The organism is Phycicoccus sp. HDW14 (assembly GCF_011383005.1).
In the GTDB taxonomy this organism is placed as follows: domain Bacteria; phylum Actinomycetota; class Actinomycetes; order Actinomycetales; family Dermatophilaceae; genus Phycicoccus.
Window position 1 is genome coordinate 1,734,739 of sequence record NZ_CP049935.1, and the last position, 19,548, is coordinate 1,754,286.

General features: G+C 74.2%; 14 protein-coding genes and 5 pseudogenes. 7 read left to right on the forward strand and 12 right to left on the reverse strand.

What is annotated here, in order from left to right; translation table 11 throughout:
- Nucleotides 1–51: 51 nt before the first annotated feature.
- The 3 genes and pseudogenes from G7075_RS08590 to hrcA all read right to left on the reverse strand — a co-directional run bounded on the left by G7075_RS08590 (nt 52) and on the right by hrcA (nt 3,009).
- Complete coding sequence (locus G7075_RS08590; RefSeq protein WP_166120980.1) at nt 52–795, reverse strand: 16S rRNA (uracil(1498)-N(3))-methyltransferase; 744 nt, start codon at nt 793–795, stop codon at nt 52–54.
- Between the two features lie 17 nt (nt 796–812).
- Nucleotides 813–1,939, reverse strand: a pseudogene (gene dnaJ, locus G7075_RS08595) (molecular chaperone DnaJ).
- Between the two features lie 38 nt (nt 1,940–1,977).
- Complete coding sequence (gene hrcA / locus G7075_RS08600) at nt 1,978–3,009, reverse strand: heat-inducible transcriptional repressor HrcA (protein WP_166120982.1); 1,032 nt, start codon at nt 3,007–3,009, stop codon at nt 1,978–1,980.
- A 167-nt stretch (nt 3,010–3,176) separates the two neighbouring features.
- On the opposite strand from hrcA, the gene G7075_RS08605 reads away from it, so the two are divergent.
- Entirely contained in the window at nt 3,177–4,061 is an 885-nt protein-coding gene (locus G7075_RS08605; protein ID WP_166120985.1) for a DUF3097 domain-containing protein, read from the forward strand.
- On the opposite strand, the gene G7075_RS08610 is transcribed toward G7075_RS08605, so the two are convergent.
- Complete coding sequence (locus tag G7075_RS08610; RefSeq protein ID WP_166120988.1) at nt 4,058–4,366, reverse strand: TfoX/Sxy family protein; 309 nt, start codon at nt 4,364–4,366, stop codon at nt 4,058–4,060. The genes G7075_RS08605 and G7075_RS08610 overlap by 4 nt on opposite strands.
- Before the next feature lie 328 nt (nt 4,367–4,694).
- Between G7075_RS08610 and G7075_RS08615 the strand changes: the two genes are divergently transcribed.
- On the forward strand, nt 4,695–5,183 hold the full coding sequence (locus G7075_RS08615) for a DUF4870 domain-containing protein (protein ID WP_240917985.1): 489 nt from the start codon (nt 4,695–4,697) through the stop codon (nt 5,181–5,183).
- 44 nt (nt 5,184–5,227) lie between these two features.
- Here the strand turns inward: G7075_RS08615 and hemW are convergent.
- A pseudogene (gene hemW, locus G7075_RS08620) lies at nt 5,228–6,456 on the reverse strand (radical SAM family heme chaperone HemW).
- Nucleotides 6,457–6,516: 60 nt separating this feature from the next.
- Between hemW and G7075_RS08625 the strand changes: the two are divergent.
- Nucleotides 6,517–7,299, forward strand: a complete 783-nt coding sequence (locus G7075_RS08625) for a tyrosine-protein phosphatase (protein WP_166120991.1) — start codon at nt 6,517–6,519, stop codon at nt 7,297–7,299.
- Nucleotides 7,300–7,314: 15 nt separating this feature from the next.
- On the opposite strand, the gene G7075_RS08630 is transcribed toward G7075_RS08625, so the two are convergent.
- Complete coding sequence (locus tag G7075_RS08630; RefSeq protein WP_166120994.1) at nt 7,315–7,785, reverse strand: hotdog fold domain-containing protein; 471 nt, start codon at nt 7,783–7,785, stop codon at nt 7,315–7,317.
- A gap of 52 nt (nt 7,786–7,837) precedes the next feature.
- On the opposite strand from G7075_RS08630, the gene G7075_RS08635 reads away from it, so the two are divergent.
- Entirely contained in the window at nt 7,838–8,407 is a 570-nt protein-coding gene (locus tag G7075_RS08635; protein ID WP_205860660.1) for an NUDIX hydrolase, read from the forward strand.
- 201 nt (nt 8,408–8,608) lie between these two features.
- On the opposite strand, the pseudogene G7075_RS08640 reads toward G7075_RS08635, so the two are convergent.
- Together G7075_RS08640 and lepA are read right to left on the reverse strand one after the other, a co-directional pair.
- Nucleotides 8,609–9,606, reverse strand: a pseudogene (locus tag G7075_RS08640) (MFS transporter); the annotation flags it as partial.
- Nucleotides 9,603–11,438 carry a translation elongation factor 4 gene (gene lepA, locus G7075_RS08645; protein WP_166120997.1) on the reverse strand — a complete coding sequence of 612 codons (1,836 nt, stop codon included), beginning with the start codon at nt 11,436–11,438 and terminating at the stop codon, nt 9,603–9,605. The pseudogene G7075_RS08640 and the gene lepA, both read right to left, overlap by 4 nt.
- A gap of 189 nt (nt 11,439–11,627) precedes the next feature.
- Between lepA and G7075_RS08650 the strand changes: the two genes are divergently transcribed.
- Nucleotides 11,628–12,146 carry a type II toxin-antitoxin system PemK/MazF family toxin gene (locus G7075_RS08650; RefSeq protein ID WP_166121000.1) on the forward strand — a complete coding sequence of 173 codons (519 nt, stop codon included), beginning with the start codon at nt 11,628–11,630 and terminating at the stop codon, nt 12,144–12,146.
- A gap of 76 nt (nt 12,147–12,222) precedes the next feature.
- On the opposite strand, the gene rpsT is transcribed toward G7075_RS08650, so the two are convergent.
- Both rpsT and holA read right to left on the reverse strand, forming a co-directional pair.
- Nucleotides 12,223–12,483: a 30S ribosomal protein S20 gene (rpsT, locus tag G7075_RS08655; protein WP_166121003.1), complete on the reverse strand. Its 261-nt coding sequence runs from the start codon at nt 12,481–12,483 to the stop codon at nt 12,223–12,225.
- Nucleotides 12,484–12,682: 199 nt separating this feature from the next.
- Nucleotides 12,683–13,678 (reverse strand): DNA polymerase III subunit delta, encoded by a 996-nt coding sequence (holA, locus tag G7075_RS08660; RefSeq protein WP_166121006.1) that lies wholly within the window; start codon nt 13,676–13,678, stop codon nt 12,683–12,685.
- A 56-nt stretch (nt 13,679–13,734) separates the two neighbouring features.
- Between holA and G7075_RS08665 the strand changes: the two genes are divergently transcribed.
- Entirely contained in the window at nt 13,735–14,298 is a 564-nt protein-coding gene (locus G7075_RS08665) for an adenylate kinase (RefSeq protein ID WP_205860662.1), read from the forward strand.
- Nucleotides 14,299–14,304: 6 nt separating this feature from the next.
- On the opposite strand, the pseudogene G7075_RS08670 reads toward G7075_RS08665, so the two are convergent.
- Nucleotides 14,305–16,584, reverse strand: a pseudogene (locus G7075_RS08670) (ATP-dependent DNA helicase).
- 141 nt (nt 16,585–16,725) lie between these two features.
- Here G7075_RS08670 and G7075_RS08675 point away from each other — a divergent pair.
- Nucleotides 16,726–18,437: pseudogene (locus tag G7075_RS08675) on the forward strand (formate--tetrahydrofolate ligase).
- Here G7075_RS08675 and G7075_RS08680 read toward each other — a convergent pair.
- Entirely contained in the window at nt 18,430–19,527 is a 1,098-nt protein-coding gene (locus tag G7075_RS08680) for a GNAT family N-acetyltransferase (protein ID WP_166121008.1), read from the reverse strand. The pseudogene G7075_RS08675 and the gene G7075_RS08680 overlap by 8 nt on opposite strands.
- Between the last annotated feature and the right edge of the window lie 21 nt (nt 19,528–19,548).

The following is a 19,548-nucleotide window of genomic DNA, read 5'->3' on the forward strand; positions in this document are numbered from 1 at the left end:
GGCTCGCGACGGCCGCACCCGGCTCGCGAGCCGCGTCGGCGTTCGTCCGCGTCAGCGCCAGCGGGAGACGGCGCTCAGCACTGCCAGGGCGGCCGGCCCGGCGCTCGAGGCGCGCAGCACGGTCGGCCCGAGGCGCACCGTCCGGGCCCCGACGGCCTCCAGCGCGGCGACCTCCTCGGGGGTGATGCCGCCCTCCGGCCCCACGACCACGAGCACGTCACCGGCGTCCGGCAGCACCACCCCGGCGAGTGGCTCGGCGGCGTCCTCGTGCAGGACGAGGACCAGCGCGGCCTCCCGCGCCCGGGCCACCACGTCGGTCGTGCTCGCCGTCGCCCCGAGCACCGGGCGGCGGGTCCGGCGGGACTGCTTGGTGGCCGCGACGAGCACGGCGTCCCACTTCCGCCGGGCCTTCTCGCCGCGCTCCCCGCGCCACTGGACGATGCTGCGGGCCGCCTGCCACGGGACGACCTCGTCGACCCCGCACTCGGTGGCGGCCTCGACGGCCTGGTCGTCGCGGTCGCCCTTGGCGAGGGCCTGCACGAGGACGAACCGCGGGCTGGGCTCGGGCTCGTCGCGCACGACCTCGACCCGCACGTCGAGCACGTCACGCTCGGCGGCGACCACCTCGCCCTCGACCGAACGCCCCCCACCGTCGGCGAGCACGACCCGCTCCCCCGCCCGGGTGCGCCGCACAGCCACGGCGTGCCGCCCCTCGGGCCCGTCGAGCCGGACGACACCGCCGACGACGGACGACGACAGCGCCCCGGGCTCGAGGAGGTACACGGGCAGGGTCATCGTGGGGTGCCCCGGGGTCAGCGGGCCTTGAAGGCGTCGCGCAGCTTACCGAACAGCGTGCCCTCGGTGGGGTTCGCGACCCGGCCCTCGGGACGTTCCTCGCCGCGGGCGGTGGCCAGCCGGCGCAGCAGCTCCTCCTGCTCGGCGTCGAGCTTGGTCGGCGTCTGGACCATCGTGTGGACGACGACGTCGCCGCGCCCCCCGCCGCGGAGGTGGGTGACGCCGAGCTGGCGCAGGGTGATGGTGTCGCCGGACTGCGCGCCCCGCTTGATGTCGAGCTCGCGGGGGCCGTCGAAGGTGTCCATCGACAGGGTCGCCCCGAGCGCGGCGGCGGTCATCGGGACCTCGATGGTGGCGTGCAGGTCGTCGCCGCGGCGCTGGAACACCGGGTGCCGGCGGACGGCGACCTCGACGTACAGGTCACCGGCGGGCCCGGCTCCGTGGCCGACCTCGCCCTCTCCGGCGAGCTGGATGCGCGTGCCGGTGTCGACACCGGCCGGCACCTTGAGGGTGAGGGTACGGCGGGTGCGGACCCGGCCGTCGCCGCTGCACTCGTAGCAGGGGTCGGTGATGATCTCGCCGAAGCCCTGGCACGTCATGCACGGTCGCGTGGTCATCACCTGGCCGAGGAAGCTGCGCTGCACCTGCCGGATCTCGCCGCGGCCCTCGCAGACGTCGCAGGTGCGGGCGCCGGTGCCGGGCTGCCGGCCGTCGCCGTGGCAGGTGCCGCAGGCCACCGCGGTGTCGACGGTCAGCTCCTTCTCGCCACCGAAGACGGCGTCGCCGAGGTCGATGTCGAGGCGGACGAGGGCGTCCTGGCCGCGGGTCATCCGCGAGCGCGGGCCGGCCGAGCCGCCGGGGCCTGGCCGCCGAAGAAGGCGTCCATGATGTCGCTGAACGAGAAGCCCTGGCCGAAGCTCGCGGCGCCGTTGGAGTAGGGGTCGGCGCCCATGTCGTAGGAGCGGCGCTTGTCGGCGTCGGAGAGCACGTCGTAGGCCTGGGAGACCTTCTTGAACTGCTCCTCGGCCTCCTCGCCCGGGTTGACGTCGGGGTGCAGGCGGCGGGCCGCCCGGCGGTAGGCGCGCTTGATGTCCTCGGCGCTCGCGTCGCGCGCGACCCCGAGGTCGGCGTAGTAGTCGTTCACGGGTGGAAGGTCCTCCGTGGGTCGGCGGGTGGCTCGCCTCAGTCGGCGAGGATGCGGGAGACGTACGTGGCGACGGCGCGCACGGCGGCCATCGTCGAGGGGTAGTCCATGCGGGTCGGGCCGACGACCCCGAGGCCGGCGACGAGGTCGGACCCGGCGCCGTAGCCCGTCGTGACCATCGACGTCGACTGGAGCCCGGCGTACGGGTTCTCGTGCCCGATGCGCACCGCGAGGGTGCCGCCCTGCTCGGCGACGGTGCCGAGCAGGCGCAGCAGCACGACGTGCTCCTCGAGGGCCTCGAGCACCGGGCCGATGCTCTGGGTGAAGTCGGCGCCGGCGCGCGCGAGGTTGGCCGTGCCGGCGAGGACGACGCGCTCCTCGCGCTCCTCGACGAGGGAGTCCTCGAGCGCGGTGACGACGGCGCGACAGACCTCGCGCACGGTCGGGTCGAGCCGGTCGGGCACGGACGCGAGCTCGGTGGAGGCGTCGGCGAGCACCCGCCCGCCGGTGGCCGCGTTGAGCTCGGTGCGCAGGGTGGCCAGGGTGGCCTCGCCGTCGTCGGTGAGCAGGTCGGTGCCGACGTCGACGACCCGCTGCTCGACCCGCCCGGTCGTGGTGATGAGCACGACGAGCAGCCGCGGCCCGCCGATGGGCACGAGCTCGACGTGGCGCACCGAGGAGCGCGACAGCGACGGGTACTGGACGACCGCCACCTGCCGGGTGAGGGACGCCAGCAGGCGCACGGTGCGGTCGACGACGTCGTCGAGGTCGACGGCCCCCTCGAGCAGGTGCCCGATGGCGCGCTGCTCGGCGGGGCTCATCGGCTTGACCTGCGAGAGGCGGTCGACGAAGACCCGGTAGCCGGCGTCGGTGGGGATGCGGCCGGCGCTCGTGTGCGGAGCGGCGATCAGCCCCTCCTCCTCGAGCGCGGCCATGTCGTTGCGGACGGTCGCGGCCGACACCCCGAGCTGGTGGCGGTCGAGCAGGGCCTTGGAGCCGACGGGCTCGGAGGTCTGCACGTAGTCCTGGACGATGGCCCGCAGGACACGCAGGCGACGGTCCTCGCTCATCGGGTCCACCTCCGGGCGCTCGTCGGGTCGGGTCGGCGGCGGGGGGTTGGCACTCTCGCCGTCAGAGTGCCAATCCTACGTGTTCGGGCCGCCTCGCGCGAAAGCCGGAGCCGGGCGAGGCGCGCCGGTCCGCGGCCGGGCGGCCCCGGCGGGCTAGCCTCGCCGCCGTGACGGACAGGTACGGCGCCGACGTGCTCTCGGGCGACTGGAGGAAGCCCCCGCGCGGGCGCTCGGTCGAGCTGCCCGCCGAGACCGGCACCGTCGTCGAGGAGGTCGAGACCGGCTGGGTCGGGGCGGTCGTGCGCGTCGAGAAGGCCGGCGGCGTGCACGTCGTCCACCTCGAGGACCGGCGCGGACGGGTGCGCGGCTTCCCCCTGGGGCCCGGCTTCCTCGTCGACGGCTCCCCCGTGCGGCTCGTCGCCCCGAAGGTCGCCGCGCAGGCCCGGCTCGACGCGGCTCGTGCGGGGTCGGAGCGCACGGCCAGCGGCTCGCGCGCCGTGCAGGGGCAGCGGGCCCGCGTGGCCAGCGGGTCGCGGATCTTCGTCGAGGGCAAGCACGACGCCGAGCTCGTCGAGAAGGTCTGGGGCGACGACCTGCGCGTCGAGGGCGTCGTCGTCGAGCGGCTCGACGGCGTCGACGACCTCGCCGGAGCCATCCGCGACTTCGCCCCCGGACCCGGACGCCGGATGGGCGTGCTCGTCGACCACCTCGTTCCCGGTACCAAGGAGTCGCGCGTCGTCGACGAGGCCCGCCGGCTGCGGCCGTGGGCTCAGCACGTGCTCGTCGTCGGCCACCCCTACGTCGACGTCTGGCAGTCGGTGAAGCCGGGGCGCCTCGGCATGAACGCCTGGCCGGTCATCCCGCGCGGCACGTCGTGGAAGCACGGCATCGCCGCCCACCTCGGGTGGCCGCACGACACCCAGGCCGACATGGCGCGGGCCTGGCGGCGCATCCTGGCCTCGGTGGGGTCTTGGACCGACCTCGAGCCCGAGCTGCTCGGCCGGGTCGAGGAGCTCATCGACTTCGTCACGGCGCCGTCGGCGCAGGCCTAGGGGGCTCCGGCGGCCCGGGCCGCGGCGACGCCCACGTCGAGCCATCCGCGCAGGGCGGCGTCGTCGGCGAGGACGTCGGCGTGCACGTCGACCCAGCCGCGGCTGGAGCGGCCGCCCATGACCATCGGCTCGACCCCCGCCCGGCCGACGAGGTCGTCGAAGTCGGCGGTCCCTGTGCGCACGAGCAGGCCGCGGGGCCCGACCGAGCAGGCCAGCGCCCCGTCGACCATGAAGCCGACACCCCCGAACATCCGCTTCTCCTCGGCGGGCGGGAGGGCGGCGCGCACGCGCTCGAGCAGCTCCATGGCGCCAGTGTGGCCGCGCTCGACCCGGCGCGGTAGGGGTCGGCCCTGACCGGACCCCGAGCCGGACCCCGACCCACCCCCGGAACCGCTTGGGCGGGGGCCGCGTCGGGTGTTCGATGGGACCAGGAACCCACCGAGGAGGAGCAATGAGCGAGAACACCCCGCGCGAGGACGCCCCGCAGGGCGACCCGACGGAGGTCGTGCCCCCGCCCCCGCCCGCGAGCGACCCCACCGCCGCGTTCGAGCCGGCCACGGCCGAGAGCGCACCGGAGCCGCCGGCCGTCGCCGACGTCCCCGAGCCCCCGGCCCCGCCGGCGCCCGCACCCGGGTGGGAGACCCCGGCCGCCGGCTCGGTCCCCCCGCCGCCCCCGAGCCGCAGTACGCCCCACCGCAGGCGGTCGGCGCGCCGCCCCAGTACCAGCAGCCGCAGTACCAGCAGCCCTACGCCGCCCCGGTCGCGGCTGCCCCGATGTCGCCCCAGGACGAGAAGACGTGGGGCATGGCAGCGCACGGCATCGCCCTGGCCGCCACGGTGTTCAGCGGAGGCTTTCTGTCCTTCGTCGCCGCGCTCGTGATGTACCTGATCGTCAAGGACCGTGGTCCCTTCGTGCGGGCCCACACGGCGAACGCGCTCAACGTCCAGATCCTCGTCGGGATCGTCTTCGTCGTCTCGATCCCGCTGATGTTCGTGCTCATCGGCTTCTTCACCTTCGCTGCCGCGTGGGTCTTCGCCGTGGTCGTCCACATCGTCGGCATCATCAAGGCGAACAACGGCGAGTGGTGGGACCCGCCGATGACCCCGAAGTTCGTCCGCTGACCCACCGCTGACCGACCGGCCCGTGCGCCGGCTGCCGGTCCCGCTCAGGGGCCGAGCAGCCGGCGCACGACCGTGTCGGCGAGCAGCCGCCCGCGCAGGGTGAGCACCGCCCGCCGGTCGCGGACCGCCGGGGCTCCCTCGAGCAGGCCGTCGGCGACGAGCCCGGCCACGGCGGTGCGCCCGGCGCCGTCGAGGCGGCCGAGGTCGAGGCCGTCGCGCAGCCGGACCCCGAGCAGCACCTCCTCGTCGTGGCGCTGCTCGTCGGTCAGGACCTCGCGTCCGGCCGCCGGCGACTCGCCCGCGGCCAGCCGCGCCGCGTAGGCCCGCGGGTGCTTGACGTTCCACCAGCGGACCCCGCCGACGTGGCCGTGGGCCCCCGGGCCGACGCCCCACCAGGACCCGCCCCGCCAGTAGCCCTCGTTGTGCCGACACCGTCCGGCGGGCGTCCGCGACCAGTTGCTCACCTCGTACCAGTCGTAGCCGGCCTGTGCGAGAACGGAGTCCGCGAGCTCGTACTTGTCCGCCTCGTCGTCACCGTCCGGCGCCGGCAGCTCGCCACGACGCACCTGCACCGCCATCCGGGTGCCCTCCTCGACGACGAGGGCGTACGCCGACACGTGGTCGGGCTCGTGCGCCAACGCCGCGTCCAGGCTGGTCCGCCAGTCCTCGAGCGACTCCCCGGGCGTGCCGTAGATGAGGTCGAGGCTCGTCGCGATCCCGGCCGCCCGGGCCGCCACCACCGCCGTGCCGACGCGGGCCGGGTCGTGGGTGCGGTCGAGGGTGCGCAGCACGTGCGGCACGGCGCTCTGCATCCCGATGCTCACCCGCGTGAAGCCGCCCTCGGCCAGCACCTCGAGGCTCTCGGGGTCACCGAGTCGGGGTTGGCCTCGGTGCTCACCTCGGCGTCGGAGGCGAGCCCGAACCGGTCGCGCACCCCGTCGAGCAGTCGGACGAGGTCGGGTGCCGGCAGCAGCGTGGGCGTGCCACCGCCGACGAAGACGGTGTCGACGACGGGCGCCGCGTCGCCGAGCACTCGCCGGGCGAGGTCGAGCTCGGCGAGGGCCGTCCCGGCGAAGTCGGCGGTCGAGGCACCCGGTCCGAGCTCGGTCAGCGTGTAGGTGTTGAAGTCGCAGTAGCCGCAGCGGACCGCGCAGAACGGGACGTGCAGGTAGATGCCGAACGGTCCGTCGCCGAGCCGCGCGAGGGCGTCGTCGGGCAGCTCGCCGGACGCGGGGGCCGGCTCTCCGTCGGGCAGTCGGGGCACGCCGTCCATCGTGTCACCCGCGCGGGCACCCGGCGCCGGACGCCCTGGCCGCCGACCTAGGATGGCGTGGTGCCGGACCGCTGGATCGACCTCGACGGACTCGTCAACATGCGCGACGTCGGCGGTCTGCCGACCCGCGACGGCGGCACCACGGTGTCCCGCAGGCTGATCCGCTCGGACAACCTCCAGGACCTCTCCGAGCTCGACGTCGACCGGCTCGTCCACGAGCTCGGCGTCACCGACGTCGTCGACCTGCGCACCGAGACCGAGCTGCACCTCGACGGCCCCGGGCCGCTGCGGCGCACCACCGACCTCGCGCACCACCACCACTCACTGCTGCCGCAGCGCGCCCCGGAGAGCGCCGACGAGATCGCCGCCCGCGCACTGGCCCTGCCGCAGGACGAGCGACCGGTGCGCGACGCCGCCTTCTGGTCCGAGCACTACCTCGGCTACCTCGCCAAGCGCCCCGACTCCGTGTCCGCCGCCCTGCGCGTCGTCGCCGACGCCGCGGGTGCGGCCGTCGTGCACTGCGCCGCGGGCAAGGACCGCACCGGCACGGTCGTGGCCATGGCCCTCGACGTCGCCGGCGTACCGCGCGAGGAGATCGTCGCCGACTACGCCCTGTCCGCCGAGCGGATCGAGGCGATCATCCGTCGGGTCGCCGGCTCCGACGCCCACGGGCCGTTCCTCAGGGAACAGTCCGTCGCCGACCAGACGCCGCGCGCCGAGACGATGGAGGCGATCCTCGACGCCGTGGCCGACGGCTGGGGCGACGCGGCCGGCTGGCTGCGCGCGCAGGGCTGGGGCGACGACGACGTCCAGCGGCTGCGGGCCCGGTTGACCCAGCCCTGACGGCGCCGGTCCCGGTCAGCGGGAGGGCTTCTCGCTGACGTAGATGGTGATGGTCCCCTCGACGACGACGGTGCCGTCGGTGCGCACCGCCCGAACACGCACCGGGACGTCCCCCGCGGCGCCCACCTCCCAGTCGGCCGGGTCGGTCTCCGCGACGCAGAGCAGGTCGGTCGTCGACTTCGCGAGGTAGGCGACGGTCATCCCCTTGGGGATCCAGCGGTGGGTGGACGGCGTCGTGGCCTCGGCGAGCAGACCCATCGCGGCCTCGAGCCCGTTGCACACCGCGATGGCGTGGACGGTGCCGATGTGGTTCTGGACGCCCCAGCGCTTGCCGACGACGAGCTCGGCGTGGTGCGGGCGCACCTCGCGCACCTGCGGCCGTACCGTCCGGAAGTAGGGCGCCTTGAGCGAGAACAGGAGGGAGAAGGCCCGCCGTCCCCCGGGTCGGGCGGACAGTCGACGGTAGAGCGCCACGGTGTCGGTCACGCCGGTGATGTTACCCGGCGGTAACCGTCGGGCGGTCGCCTAGCGTGGCCGGGTGAGCACCCCCCTGCCCGGTCAGCCCGGCTTCGTCCTGCCCGACCCCGCCGACCGGCCCCACTTCGAGCGCCGCGCCGTCCGCGTGCTGGTCCTCGACGAGGACGAGCGCGTCCTGCTCTTCCTCGACTCCGACCTCGGGCTCGACCCGGTCGCGCACTGGTGGGACACCCCCGGCGGCGGCGTCGACCCCGGCGAGTCCGACCGCGAGGCCGTCGTCCGCGAGCTCGCCGAGGAGACCGGCCAGGTCGTCGAGGACGCCGACGTCGTCGGTCCGTTGTTCGAACGGCTCGTCGTCCACGGCTACAGCGACAAGGTCGTCGAGCAGACCGAGGTCTGGTTCGCCGTGCGCCGGCCCGCCTTCGAGGTCGACGCCTCCGGTTACACCGAGGAGGAGCGGCTCTGCATCGCCGAGACCCGGTGGTGGTCCCTCGCCGACCTCGCGAGCGCCCCCGACGAGGTGTGGCCCGCCGACCTCGCCGACCTCGTCGCCCTCGTCGACCGCCCGGACGCCTGGCGAGCGGGAGCCGTCGCGGGCGAGCCGGTCGAGGAGTCCTCGCTCCCGGCCTGAGCCGTCAGGCCGGGAGCGCACCGTCGTGCGCCACCGGGCGGTGACGAGCACCGCGAGCCCGAGCAGCACGAGCACGCCGCAGCCGAGGAACACCCCCGGGTAGCCGAGCGAGCTCGTGCCGCCGAGGGCGATGACCGGTCCGGCGACGATGGCCCCGACGCGCGTGGTGTTCATGAAGAGGCTGGAGGCCAGGCCTGGACGGCCGATGACGTCCTGGAACAGGGTCAGCCCGACCCCGGACATCGTCGCGATGAACACCGCGTTCGGCAGCTGGCCGGCGACGAGCACCACCGGCGAGGGCACCAGCACCATCGCCGCGTAGTACGTGAGCCCGGCGAGGCAGCCGACGGCGACGACCTTCCGGGGCCCGAACCGCGCGGTGATGCGCCCGAGGACCACGAGGATCGGGATCTCCAGGGCGGCACAGGTCCCGAGGGCCAGGCCGCTCCACTCGAGGTCGAGCCCGAGCTCGTCGGTGACGAGCAGCGGCAGCGAGGAGACGGCGGCGTTGAGGGCCGCGCCGAGGGCCACGAACGTCGCGAGCAGGACGAGCACGTCCGGCCGGCGCAGCGTGGCCCCCATCGGGTCACCGGTCGGGGCGGGCGACGCGCGTGCGGGGAGGTCGCGTGCGCGTGCATCATCACGCGGGTCAGCGCCAGCCCGAGGGTCCCGAGGGCCGCCACGACCCACAGCACCGAGCGCTGGCCGAGCACCCCCATGAGGAAGGCCGCGAACGGCGGCCCGCCGACCCACGCGAACGAGAACACCGCCCGGGTGCGCATGATCTGCTGCACGCTCGCGCCGGTGTGCCGCTGGTAGGCGAAGATCAGGCCGATGGCGATGCCGGCCGGGCCGCCGAGCGCCACGAGGGCGAGGACGGCCAGCGGCAGGGTCGTCGCGAGGGCCAGGGCCGTGGTCAGGGCGATGGTGAAGCCGCCGCACCAGAGCAGCGGCTCGAGGTAGTCACCGCGGCGGTCGGCCCGGGTGGGCACGACGAGCGTCGAGACGAAGCCGCTGACGTTGTAGGCGGCCAGCGCCAGGCCGACCTCGGCCGCCGACGCCCCGTAGAGCGAGACGAGGATGATGCCGATCGCCGGGTTGAGGAAGGCGAACTGGGTGCCCCACAGCAGGGCCGCGGTGGGGACGAGCAGCGCGCGTCGGTGGCCGGCGAGGAAACCCGACCTCGCGACCGGCGTCACTTCTTCGTGGCCTGGGCGCCCGCTCCGTCGGAGGTCAGCGCGGCGATGAAGGCCTCGGGCGGCACCTCGACCGACCCGATGTTCTTCATCCGCTTCTTGCCGGCCTTCTGCTTCTCGAGCAGCTTGCGCTTGCGGCTGATGTCACCGCCGTAGCACTTGGCGAGGACGTCCTTGCGGATGGCGCGGATGTTCTCGCGGGCGATTACCCGGGCGCCGACGGCGGCCTGGATCGGCACCTCGAACTGCTGCCTCGGGATGAGCTCCTTGAGCTTGCCGGCCATCATCAGGCCGTACCCGTACGCCTTGTCCTTGTGGACGATCGCCGAGAACGCGTCGACGGTCTCGCCCTGGAGCAGGATGTCGACCTTGACGAGGTCGGCCACCTGGTCGCCGTCGGGCTCGTAGTCGAGGCTGGCGTAGCCGCGGGTTCGCGACTTCAGCTGGTCGAAGAAGTCGAAGACGACCTCGGCGAGCGGCAGCGTGTAGCGCATCTCGACGCGCTCCTCGGAGAGGTAGTCCATCCCGAGGAGGGTGCCGCGCTTGCCCTGGCAGAGCTCCATGATCGCGCCGATGAACTCGCTCGGCGCGAGGATCGTCGTGCGGACCTTGGGCTCGCGGACCTCGGCGATCTTGCCGCCGGGGAACTCGCTCGGGTTGGTGACGGTGACCCGGCTGCCGTCGTCCATCGTCACGTCGTAGACGACGTTGGGCTGTGTGGAGATGAGCTCGAGGTCGAACTCGCGCTCGAGCCGCTCGCGGACGATCTCGAGGTGCAGCAGGCCGAGGAAGCCGCAGCGGAAGCCGAAGCCCAGGGCCACGGAGGTCTCGGGCTCGTAGACGAGCGCGGCGTCGTTGAGCTTGAGCTTGTCGAGGGCCTCGCGCAGGTCCGGGTAGTCCGACCCGTCGAGCGGGAAGAGGCCGGAGAAGACCATCGGCTTGGGGTCGCGGTAGCCGCCGAGCGCGTCGGTGGCCGGCTTCGCGGCGTTGGTGACGGTGTCGCCGACCTTGGACTGGCGCACGTCCTTGACGCCGGTGATGAGGTAGCCGACCTCGCCGACGCCGAGGCCCTTGCCGGGCACCGGCTCCGGGCTGATGACGCCGATCTCGAGCAGCTCGTGGTGCGCCTTGGTCGACATCATGACGATGCGCTCGCGCGGGTTGAGGTTGCCGTCGATGACGCGGACGTAGGTGACGACGCCGCGGTAGGTGTCGTAGACCGAGTCGAAGATCATCGCGCGGGCCGGGGCGTCGGCGTCGCCGGTCGGCGAGGGGATCTGGGCCACGATCGAGTCGAGCAGCGGCTCGACGCCGACGCCGGTCTTGCCCGACACCTGGAAGCAGTCCTCGGGCTCACAACCGATGAGGCCGGCGAGCTCCTCGGCGTACTTCTCGGGCTGGGCCGCCGGGAGGTCGATCTTGTTGAGGACCGGGATGATCGTGAGGTCGTTCTCCATCGCGAGGTAGAGGTTCGCGAGGGTCTGGGCCTCGATGCCCTGTGCGGCGTCGACGAGGAGCACCGCGCCCTCGCACGCGGCGAGGCTGCGGGAGACCTCGTAGGTGAAGTCGACGTGGCCCGGGGTGTCGATCATGTTGAGGACGTGGCTCGCGCCGTCGACCTCCCACGGCATGCGCACGGCCTGGGACTTGATGGTGATGCCGCGCTCGCGCTCGATGTCCATCCGGTCGAGGTACTGCGCGCGCATCGCCCGGTCGTCGACGACGCCGGTGATCTGGAGCATCCGGTCGGCGAGGGTCGACTTGCCGTGGTCGATGTGGGCGATGATGCAGAAGTTGCGGATCGCCTCCGGCGGCGTGGCGTGCGGCTGCAGCACGGTGCGGGCGCGGGGGACACGAGTCGGCGGTTCCTTGCTCTGTGGGGCGGTGGCGCCGGCGGGCGGCGCGCAGGGCACTGCCTCCCAGTCTCCCACGTCGGGCTCCCGGGTCCGAACGGGATCGACGGGCGCTGGTCGCCGCGGCTCGCGAGCCGGGTGCGGGGCGCGGCGGCTGGCTAGGGTCGGCCCATGCAGTGGCAGCGCGTGCTCCGGCCGATCCTCGACACGGCGGCGCGAGGATTGCGGCGTTCGGGCACCCGACCGCAGTCCGGTCCCACCACGTCACGCACGCCTCACCCCGGCGGCGGCTACCCCGGCGACTACACGGGCCCCCTCGAGCCCGAGTACGCCCCGAACCCGGACGGGCGCCCCGACCCCGGCGAGGTCGTCTGGACCTGGGTGCCGTACGAGGAGGACCACGGCCAGGGCAAGGACCGACCGGTGCTCGTCGTCGGCCGCGACGGCCGCTGGCTGCTCGCCCTCCAGCTGACCAGCCAGGACCACGACCGCGACGCCGGGCAGGAGCGCGCCGCCGGCCGGCTCTGGGTCGACGTCGGCTCCGGCGCCTGGGACACCCGTGGGCGCCCGAGCGAGGTGCGGGTCAACCGGGTCATCCGAGTCGACCCGGACCGGGTGCGGCGCGAGGGCGCCGTCCTCCCCCGCGACCGCTTCGACGCCGTCGCCGAGGCCGTCCGCCGGGCCACCTGACCGGCACCGACCCACGCCGCACGCGCGAGGGCCCGTCACCCAGTGGGTGACGGGCCCTCGGTGCGAGGCGCTCGGCTCAGAGCTGAGCGGCCTTCTTGGCCATCGCGGACTTCTTGTTCGCGGCCTGGTTCTTGTGGATGACGCCCTTGCTCACGGCTTTGTCGAGCTTGGTCGAGGCGGCCTTGAGAGCGGTCGCGGCCTCGTCGGCGGAACCGGTGGCCGCGGCCTCGCGGAACCGGCGGATGGCCGTCTTGACCTCGGACTTGACCGCCTTGTTCCGCTCGGTGGCGGTGCGGTTGGTCTTGATGCGCTTGAGCTGGGACTTGATGTTCGCCACTGGATGTACTGCCTTCGGTCGGGATCGGGTTGCCGTTAGAGGGCGGCAGACGCGGGTCGGGACCGGGCGTGGGGCACCCGTGGTTGACTCGCGCTGGATGGTGCTCGTGCGCGCGCGACCACACGCGCACGCAGTCGACAAAGGTACCAGCGGGGCATCGGCCACCAAAACGACGCTCGCCGGCCTCCCGGACGTCGGCTCAGCCGTCGCGGTGGCGCTCGTGCTGCCGGGTGATGGTGAGCACGACGCGCTCGACCGCGTACACCGGGTCGCGACCGCCGCCCTTGACCTCGGCGTCGGCCGCTGCGAGGGCCTGGATGCACGTCGCGAGGCCGTCGGCACTCCATCCCGACAGCGTGCGACGGGCCCGGTCGACCTGCCAGGGGGCCATCCCCACGTCGCGCGCGACGTCGGCCGAGCGGCCCCGGCCGGCCGAGCCGACCTTGACCAGCTGGCGCACCTGCTGGGCCAGCACGGCGACGATGGGCACCGGGTCGACCCCGACCGCGATGGCGTGCCGCAGCAGCCGCAGCGCCTCCCCCGCGTCGCCGGCCAGGGCGGCATCGGCCACCCGGAAGCCCGTGGCCTCGACCTTGCCCCCGTGGTAGGTGAGCACGACCTGCTCGTCGATGACACCGGTCGTGTCGTCGACGAGCTGCTGGCACGCGGCGGCGAGCTCACGGACGTCCTTGCCCACGGCCTCGACGAGCGCGTGCACGGCCTCGGCCGTGGCCTTGCGCCGCGACCGGCGGAACTCGTGCGCGGCGAAGTCGCTCTTGTCGCGGTCGGTCTTGATGGCGGGCGCCTCGAGCACCCGGGCGCCGGCGCCCCGCAGCGCGTCGAGGACCTTCTTGCCCCGCTGGCCGCTCTTGTGGAGCACCACGAGCGTGAGGTCGGGCTCGGGATGGTCGGTGACGACGGACAGCAGGTCGGCCTGGAGGTCCTCGGCCCCCTCGTCGAGGTCGTGGACGACGATGCACTTGGCGCCGCCGAAGAGCGACGGGCTGGTGTGCAGGACGAGCTCGCCGGGCTGGTACGCGGCGGCGTAGACCCGGATGACCTCGAGGTCGGGGTTGGAGACCCGCAGGTCGTCGAGGGTCGAGGCCAGCGCCCGCTCGGCGAGCACCCCCTCCGGACCGGAGACGAGGACGTAGGGCGGCACCCGGTGGGCGACGGCCACGGTGTCCTCGGTCATGGCGCCACTCTGCCACCCGGCGCCGACGACCGAGGTCGCTGGCCTACGCTCTTGCGGTGCTCCTCCCGGACCTGCCCGACCTGACCCGCCACCGGCGCGTGGTCATCGTCGGGGTCACCGGGTCGGGCAAGTCCTCCCTCGCGGTCCGCCTCGCGGCGATCGGCGGGATGCCGCACGTGCGCGTCGACGACCTCATGTGGCGGCCGGGCTGGGTGCAGCTCGACGCCGCCGCGCAGGTCGAGGCCGTCGCGCCGCACGTCCGCGGCGAGGCCTGGGTGCTCGACGGGCTGTGGTCCGCGACCCGCGAGGTCGTCCTGCCCCGCACCGACCTCGTCATCGCGCTCGACTACCCCCGCCGCGTGAGCCTCGGGCGCCTGCTCAACCGCACCCTGCACCGGCTGCGCACCCACGAGGAGGCGTGCGGCGGCAACACCGAGACGTGGTCGTCGGCGCTCTCCCGCGACTCCATCGTCGCGTGGCACTTCCGGTCCTTCGACCGCAAGCACGCGCAGATCGAGCAGATGGCCGCCGGGCCCGACGGGCCTCCCGTCCTGCGGTTCACCGACCCCCGGGCGACGGACGCGTGGCTGCGCTCGCTCGAGCAGGCCGCGGCCGCCTGAGGACGGTCAGTCGAAGGTCAGCGTCGGGCCGCGACCGGCCTCGAGCCCCAGACCGGACAGGCGCGCCTCGACGACCTCGCCCGGCAGCTCCATCGACTCGGCGAGCTCGTCGACCGACAGGCCGAGCGACACCCCGTCGCGCAGCTCCTCGTCGAGCTCGGCGGTCCAGGCGTGGCCGTGGGTGACGGCCGTGCGGGGCGAGGTGGGCGGCGGCGGGTCGTCGGCGACGGGTCGTTCGTCGGCGACCGGACGGACGTCCGCGGCGGGCGAGGCCGACCCCGACCCCATCGTGGTGCCGGCCAGCGCACCGGTCAGCCCGCGCAGGGACGGCGCGGCGACGGGCAGCGGCGGCGGGGCGGTCTCGTCGAGGCGGGCGAGGGCGGAGAGGACCATCGCGCGGTCGGCGGTCGGCCAGAACGGCGGCAGCGAGCGCTGGAGGAATCCGGCGTACCGCGCGCTCATCATCCGCGAGTCGAGGAAGGCCACGACCCCGCGGTCGTCGCCGCGGCGGATCAGCCGGCCGGCACCCTGGGCCAGCCGCAGCGCCGCGTGGGTGGCCGAGACGGCCATGAACCCGTTGCCACCCATCCGCGCGATGGCCTGCGAGCGCGCGGACGCGAGCGGGTCGTCGGGGCGCGGGAACGGGATGCGGTCGACGATGACCAGCTGGCACGACGACCCCGGCACGTCGACGCCCTGCCACAGCGACAACGTGCCGAAGAGGCAGGTGCGGGGTCCTTGGCGAACTCGCGCACGAGCGTCGAGATCTGGTCCTCGCCCTGGCAGAGCACGACGATGTCGGTGTCCTCCAACCGGTCCCGCATCACCTCGGTGGCCTCCTTGGCCGCCCGCATCGAGGAGAACAGACCGAGGGCGCGCCCGCCGGCGGCGCGCACGAGCGCCTCGATCTCGTCGAGGGTCTCGGGGCGGTGCCGTCCCGCCCGGGGGCGGCAGGTGCCTCGCGACGTAGGCGATGCCCTGCTTCGGGTAGTCGAACGGGCTGCCGACGTCGAGCCCGCGCCACCCCGGCGACCCCTCGCCGCGCAGCCCGATGGTGCCGGCGACGGCGTCGAAGGACCCGCCGAGCTCGAGCGTGGCGGACGTGATGACCACGGTGCGCTCGTCGAACACCTTGTCGCGCACCAGCATCGCCACGCTCATCGGCGCCACGCGCAGCACCGGACCGCGGCGCGGGTCCTTGGAGAGCCAGATGACGTCGAGCTCGCGCTCCTCGAGCATCCGGGCCGACACCTCGAAGAGGTCCTCGACGGCGGCCCGGGCGACCTGCCGCGCGCCGTCGGGCTCCTCCCCCGGCGGGGGCTTGAGCTCGGTCTGGGCCTGCCGGGCGACGTCGCGGATGCGGCCGAGGGCCAGGGCGAGGGAGTCGGGCACGGCGGTCAGCCGGCCCTCGGGCATCGGCTCGAGCACCGACTCGAGCAGGGTGGCCGCGTCGTCGAGCGCCTCGGCGGACTCGGCCTGCCGGCCGGCCCGCTTCGACGCCGCGCGCACCGTGCCCGCCGTCAGCTCGTCGGTGATCGTCGAGGTGACGCGGTCGACGAGCTCGTGCCCCTCGTCGACGACGAGGACGTCGTGCTCGGGCAGCATCTGGCGGCCCTCGAAGGCGTCGATGGCCATGAACGAGTGGTTGGTGACGACGACGTCGACGTCCTTGGCCGCCTCGCGCGAGCGCTCGACGAAGCACTCGAGGACCATCGGGCAGCGCGACCCGAGGCATTCCTCGGCGCTGACCGACACCTGGCGCCAGGCCCGCTCGGAGACGCCCGGCACGAGCTCGTCGCGGTCGCCGGACTCGGTCTCCGACGCCCACTCGCGCAGGCGCACCACCTCGGCGCCGAGCCGGGAGGCGGCGCGGTCGACGTCGCCGAGGGACATCAGGGTGTCGGCGTCGTCGTCGGGGAACCCGCCCTCGAGCTTGTGCAGGCAGACGTAGTTGCGGCGGCCCTTGACGAGCGCGTACGTGGGTCGCCGGCCGAGCACGGGCGCGAGCGCCTCGGCCAGGCGGGGCATGTCGCGGTCGACGATCTGGGCCTGGAGGGCGAGGGTGGCGGTGGCCACGACGGCGGTCTTCCCGGTGTCGACGGCGTGCTGCACGGCCGGGACGAGGTAGGCGAGCGACTTGCCGGTGCCGGTGCCCGCCTGGACGAGCAGGTGCTCGCCGGTCTCGACGGCGTCGGCGACGGCGTGCGCCATCTCGACCTGGCCGGGTCGCTCGGTGCCCCCGACCCCGGCGACCGCGGCGTGGAGCAGGTCGTCGAGGGAGGGCACCCGTGCAGCCTAGGCGGTGCGCGTCCAGGCACCGGGGGCCCGTCCCCAGCCCCATCGCACCGCGGCCGGGCGTTGCGCATGGCGCGTCGAGTTGCGGCTCGCGCACCGTTTCCCTTGTCGGCGACGGCCGTGGATGCGACCATGACCGACGTGACCCTCAGCGCCCAGACCACCAGCGTCCCGCCCGACATCGAGATCGCGGAGGCAGCGACGCTGACGCCGATCACCGAGCTGGCCCACGACCGCCTGGGCATCGACCCGAGCGCGCTCGTCCCTTACGGCCACACCAAGGCCAAGGTCTCGCTCGAGTACGTCAACAGCCTCACCGACCGCGCCGAGGGCCGGCTCGTCCTCGTCACCGCCATCTCCCCCACTCCCGCCGGCGAGGGCAAGACGACGACCTCGGTCGGCCTCGCCGACGCGCTGGCCTCGCTCGGCGAGAAGGCGATGGTCGCCCTGCGCGAGCCGTCGATGGGCCCGGTGTTCGGCATCAAGGGCGGCGCGGCCGGCGGCGGCTACGCCCAGGTCGTGCCGATGACCGACATCAACCTCAACTTCACGGGCGACTTCGCGGCCATCGCGGCGGCCAACAACCTCCTCTCGGCCCTCCTCGACAACCACCTGCACTTCGGCAACGCGCTGGGCATCGACCCCCGCACCGTCACGTGGAAGCGGGTCGTCGACCTCAACGACCGCGCGCTGCGCGACGTCGTCGTCGGCCTCGGCGGTGTCGCGAACGGCGTCCCCCGCGAGGACGGCTTCGACATCGTCGTCGCGTCCGAGGTGATGGCCATCCTCTGCCTCGCGACGTCCATCGCCGACCTCAGGGAGCGGCTCGGCAACGTCGTCGTGGGCTACACCCGCGACAAGCAGCCGGTCACGGCGCGCGACCTCAAGGCCCACGGCGCGATGACCGTGATCCTGCGGGACGCGTTGGCGCCCAACCTCGTCCAGACCCTCGAGCACACCCCGGCGATGATCCACGGCGGCCCGTTCGCCAACATCGCCCACGGCTGCAACTCGGTGATGGCGACCCGCACCGCGCTCCGGCTCGCCGACTACGTCGTCACCGAGGCGGGCTTCGGCGCCGACCTCGGCGCCGAGAAGTTCATCGACATCAAGTGCCGCCAGTCCGGCCTGCGCCCGTCCGCGGTCGTCGTCGTCGCCACGGTGCGCGCGCTGAAGTACCACGGCGGGGTGGCCGCGGCCGACCTGACGCAGGAGTCGGTCGAGGCCCTGACGCGCGGCATGAGCAACCTGCGCCGGCACCTGCGCAACGTCCGTGACGTCTACGGGCTGCCGGCCGTCGTCGCCCTCAACCGCTTCCCCACCGACACCGACGCCGAGGTCGAGGCGCTGCTGCGGCTCGTCGAGGAGGAGGGCTTCCGCGCCTTCGAGGCGACCCACTACTCCGACGGCGGCGCCGGAGCCCAGGCCCTGGCCCGCGGGGTGCTCGACGCCATCGAGAACAGCCCCGGCGAGATGCAGCTCGTCTACCCCGACGACCTGTCGCTCGCCGAGAAGGCCGAGGCCGTGGCGACCCGGGTGTACGGCGCGGCGGGGTCACCTTCGACGCCAAGGCCGCCCGCCGGCTCGCCGCCATCGAGGCCGAGGGCTTCGGTCACCTGCCGGTCTGCATGGCCAAGACGCAGAGCTCGTTCTCGACCGACCCGACGCTGCGCGGCGCCCCCGTCGACCACACCGTGCACGTGCGCGAGGTGCGCCTGGCCGCGGGCGCGGGCTTCGTCGTCATGGTCACCGGCGAGATCATGACGATGCCCGGCCTGCCGAAGGTCCCGGCGAGCGAGCACATCGACGTCGACGAGAACGGTCGCATCGTCGGGCTCAGCTGAGCAGCGAGTCCCCGTCGAGGCGGCGGGCCATCCAGAGGTCGTCGCGCTCGTCGTCCGGCGCGACCCGGATGCCCCCGGGCAGCCGGCCGACCTCGACGTAGCCGAGCCCGGCGTAGAAGGTGTCGGTGCCGGTGCCGCCGCGGACCCCGAGCTCGACGAGCTCGACCCCGTCCTCGCGCGCCACCCGGTGCATCGCCGCCATGAGCAGTCGCCCGAGGTTGCGCCCGCGGCGGTCGGGGTCGGTCATCACGCGGTAGGCCGTGCGCCGGTGGGCGAGCAGCGGGTTCGGCCCCTCGACCCACCAGCCGAGCGCCACGAGTGCGCCGACGGGGTCGCGCAGGAGCACGGCGACCGCGCGCCCGGCGGCCATCTGCTCCTCGTGGGCGCTCAGGGCCTCGGCGACCCGTTCCCGGGCGGCGCCGGGCAGGAAGCCGACCGCTCCCCCGGCGTCGTTCGTCGCGCACCAGAGGTCGAGCACGGCGTCACGGGTGGCCGCGTCGAACGAGCCGCGGCACACCTCGACCCGCGGGGCGACGAGCACGACGGGGCCGGGCACGTCTGCCGGGTCACCGGCCCTGGCCCGCTGCACCACGGCGTCCGGCACCCCCGGCAGCGAGGCACCGGCCTCGGCGGCGCCGGCGAGGGTGAACCCGGAGCGCTCGGCCGTGCGGATCGAGGCCCGGTGGTCCGGGCGGGCGGTGGCCGTCAGCCGCAGGCACGGCCCGTGCTCCAGCGCGTCGGCGGCGACCGCCCGCGCGACCTCGGGTCCGAGCCCCCGGCCGTGGTGCGGCCGGTCCAGCCGGTAGTACAGGTTGAGGTTCTGCCCCTCCCGGCCGTGGATGACCCCCGCGACCCCCAGCGCCTCGCCCGTCGTGCGGTCCTCGACGACGCCGTAGCCGAAGCCGTGCTCGGCCCAGTGCGCCAGGGCCCGCGCGAACAGCTCCTCGGCGCGGGCGTCGTCGCTCACCGCCCAAGGGGCGAACGGGTACTGCGCGGGGTCGGTGTGCAGCCGCACCCAGAGGTCGTGGTCGGTGGGGACGAGCGCACGCAGGCGCAGGCGCCGCGTGGTGAGGGTGCGGGGGTCTATCACCCGCTCACCCTATTGCGAACC

What these genes read in the sequence shown, in the direction of transcription:
- G7075_RS08590 (WP_166120980.1), bottom strand. Translation starts at nt 795, where the DNA reads ATGACCCTGCCCGTGTACCTCCTCGAGCCCGGGGCGCTGTCGTCGTCC.
- hrcA (WP_166120982.1), bottom strand. Translation starts at nt 3,009, where the DNA reads ATGAGCGAGGACCGTCGCCTGCGTGTCCTGCGGGCCATCGTCCAGGAC.
- G7075_RS08610 (WP_166120988.1), bottom strand. Translation starts at nt 4,366, where the DNA reads ATGGAGCTGCTCGAGCGCGTGCGCGCCGCCCTCCCGCCCGCCGAGGAG.
- G7075_RS08650 (WP_166121000.1), top strand. Translation starts at nt 11,628, where the DNA reads ATGCAGTGGCAGCGCGTGCTCCGGCCGATCCTCGACACGGCGGCGCGA.
- holA (WP_166121006.1), bottom strand. Translation starts at nt 13,678, where the DNA reads ATGACCGAGGACACCGTGGCCGTCGCCCACCGGGTGCCGCCCTACGTC.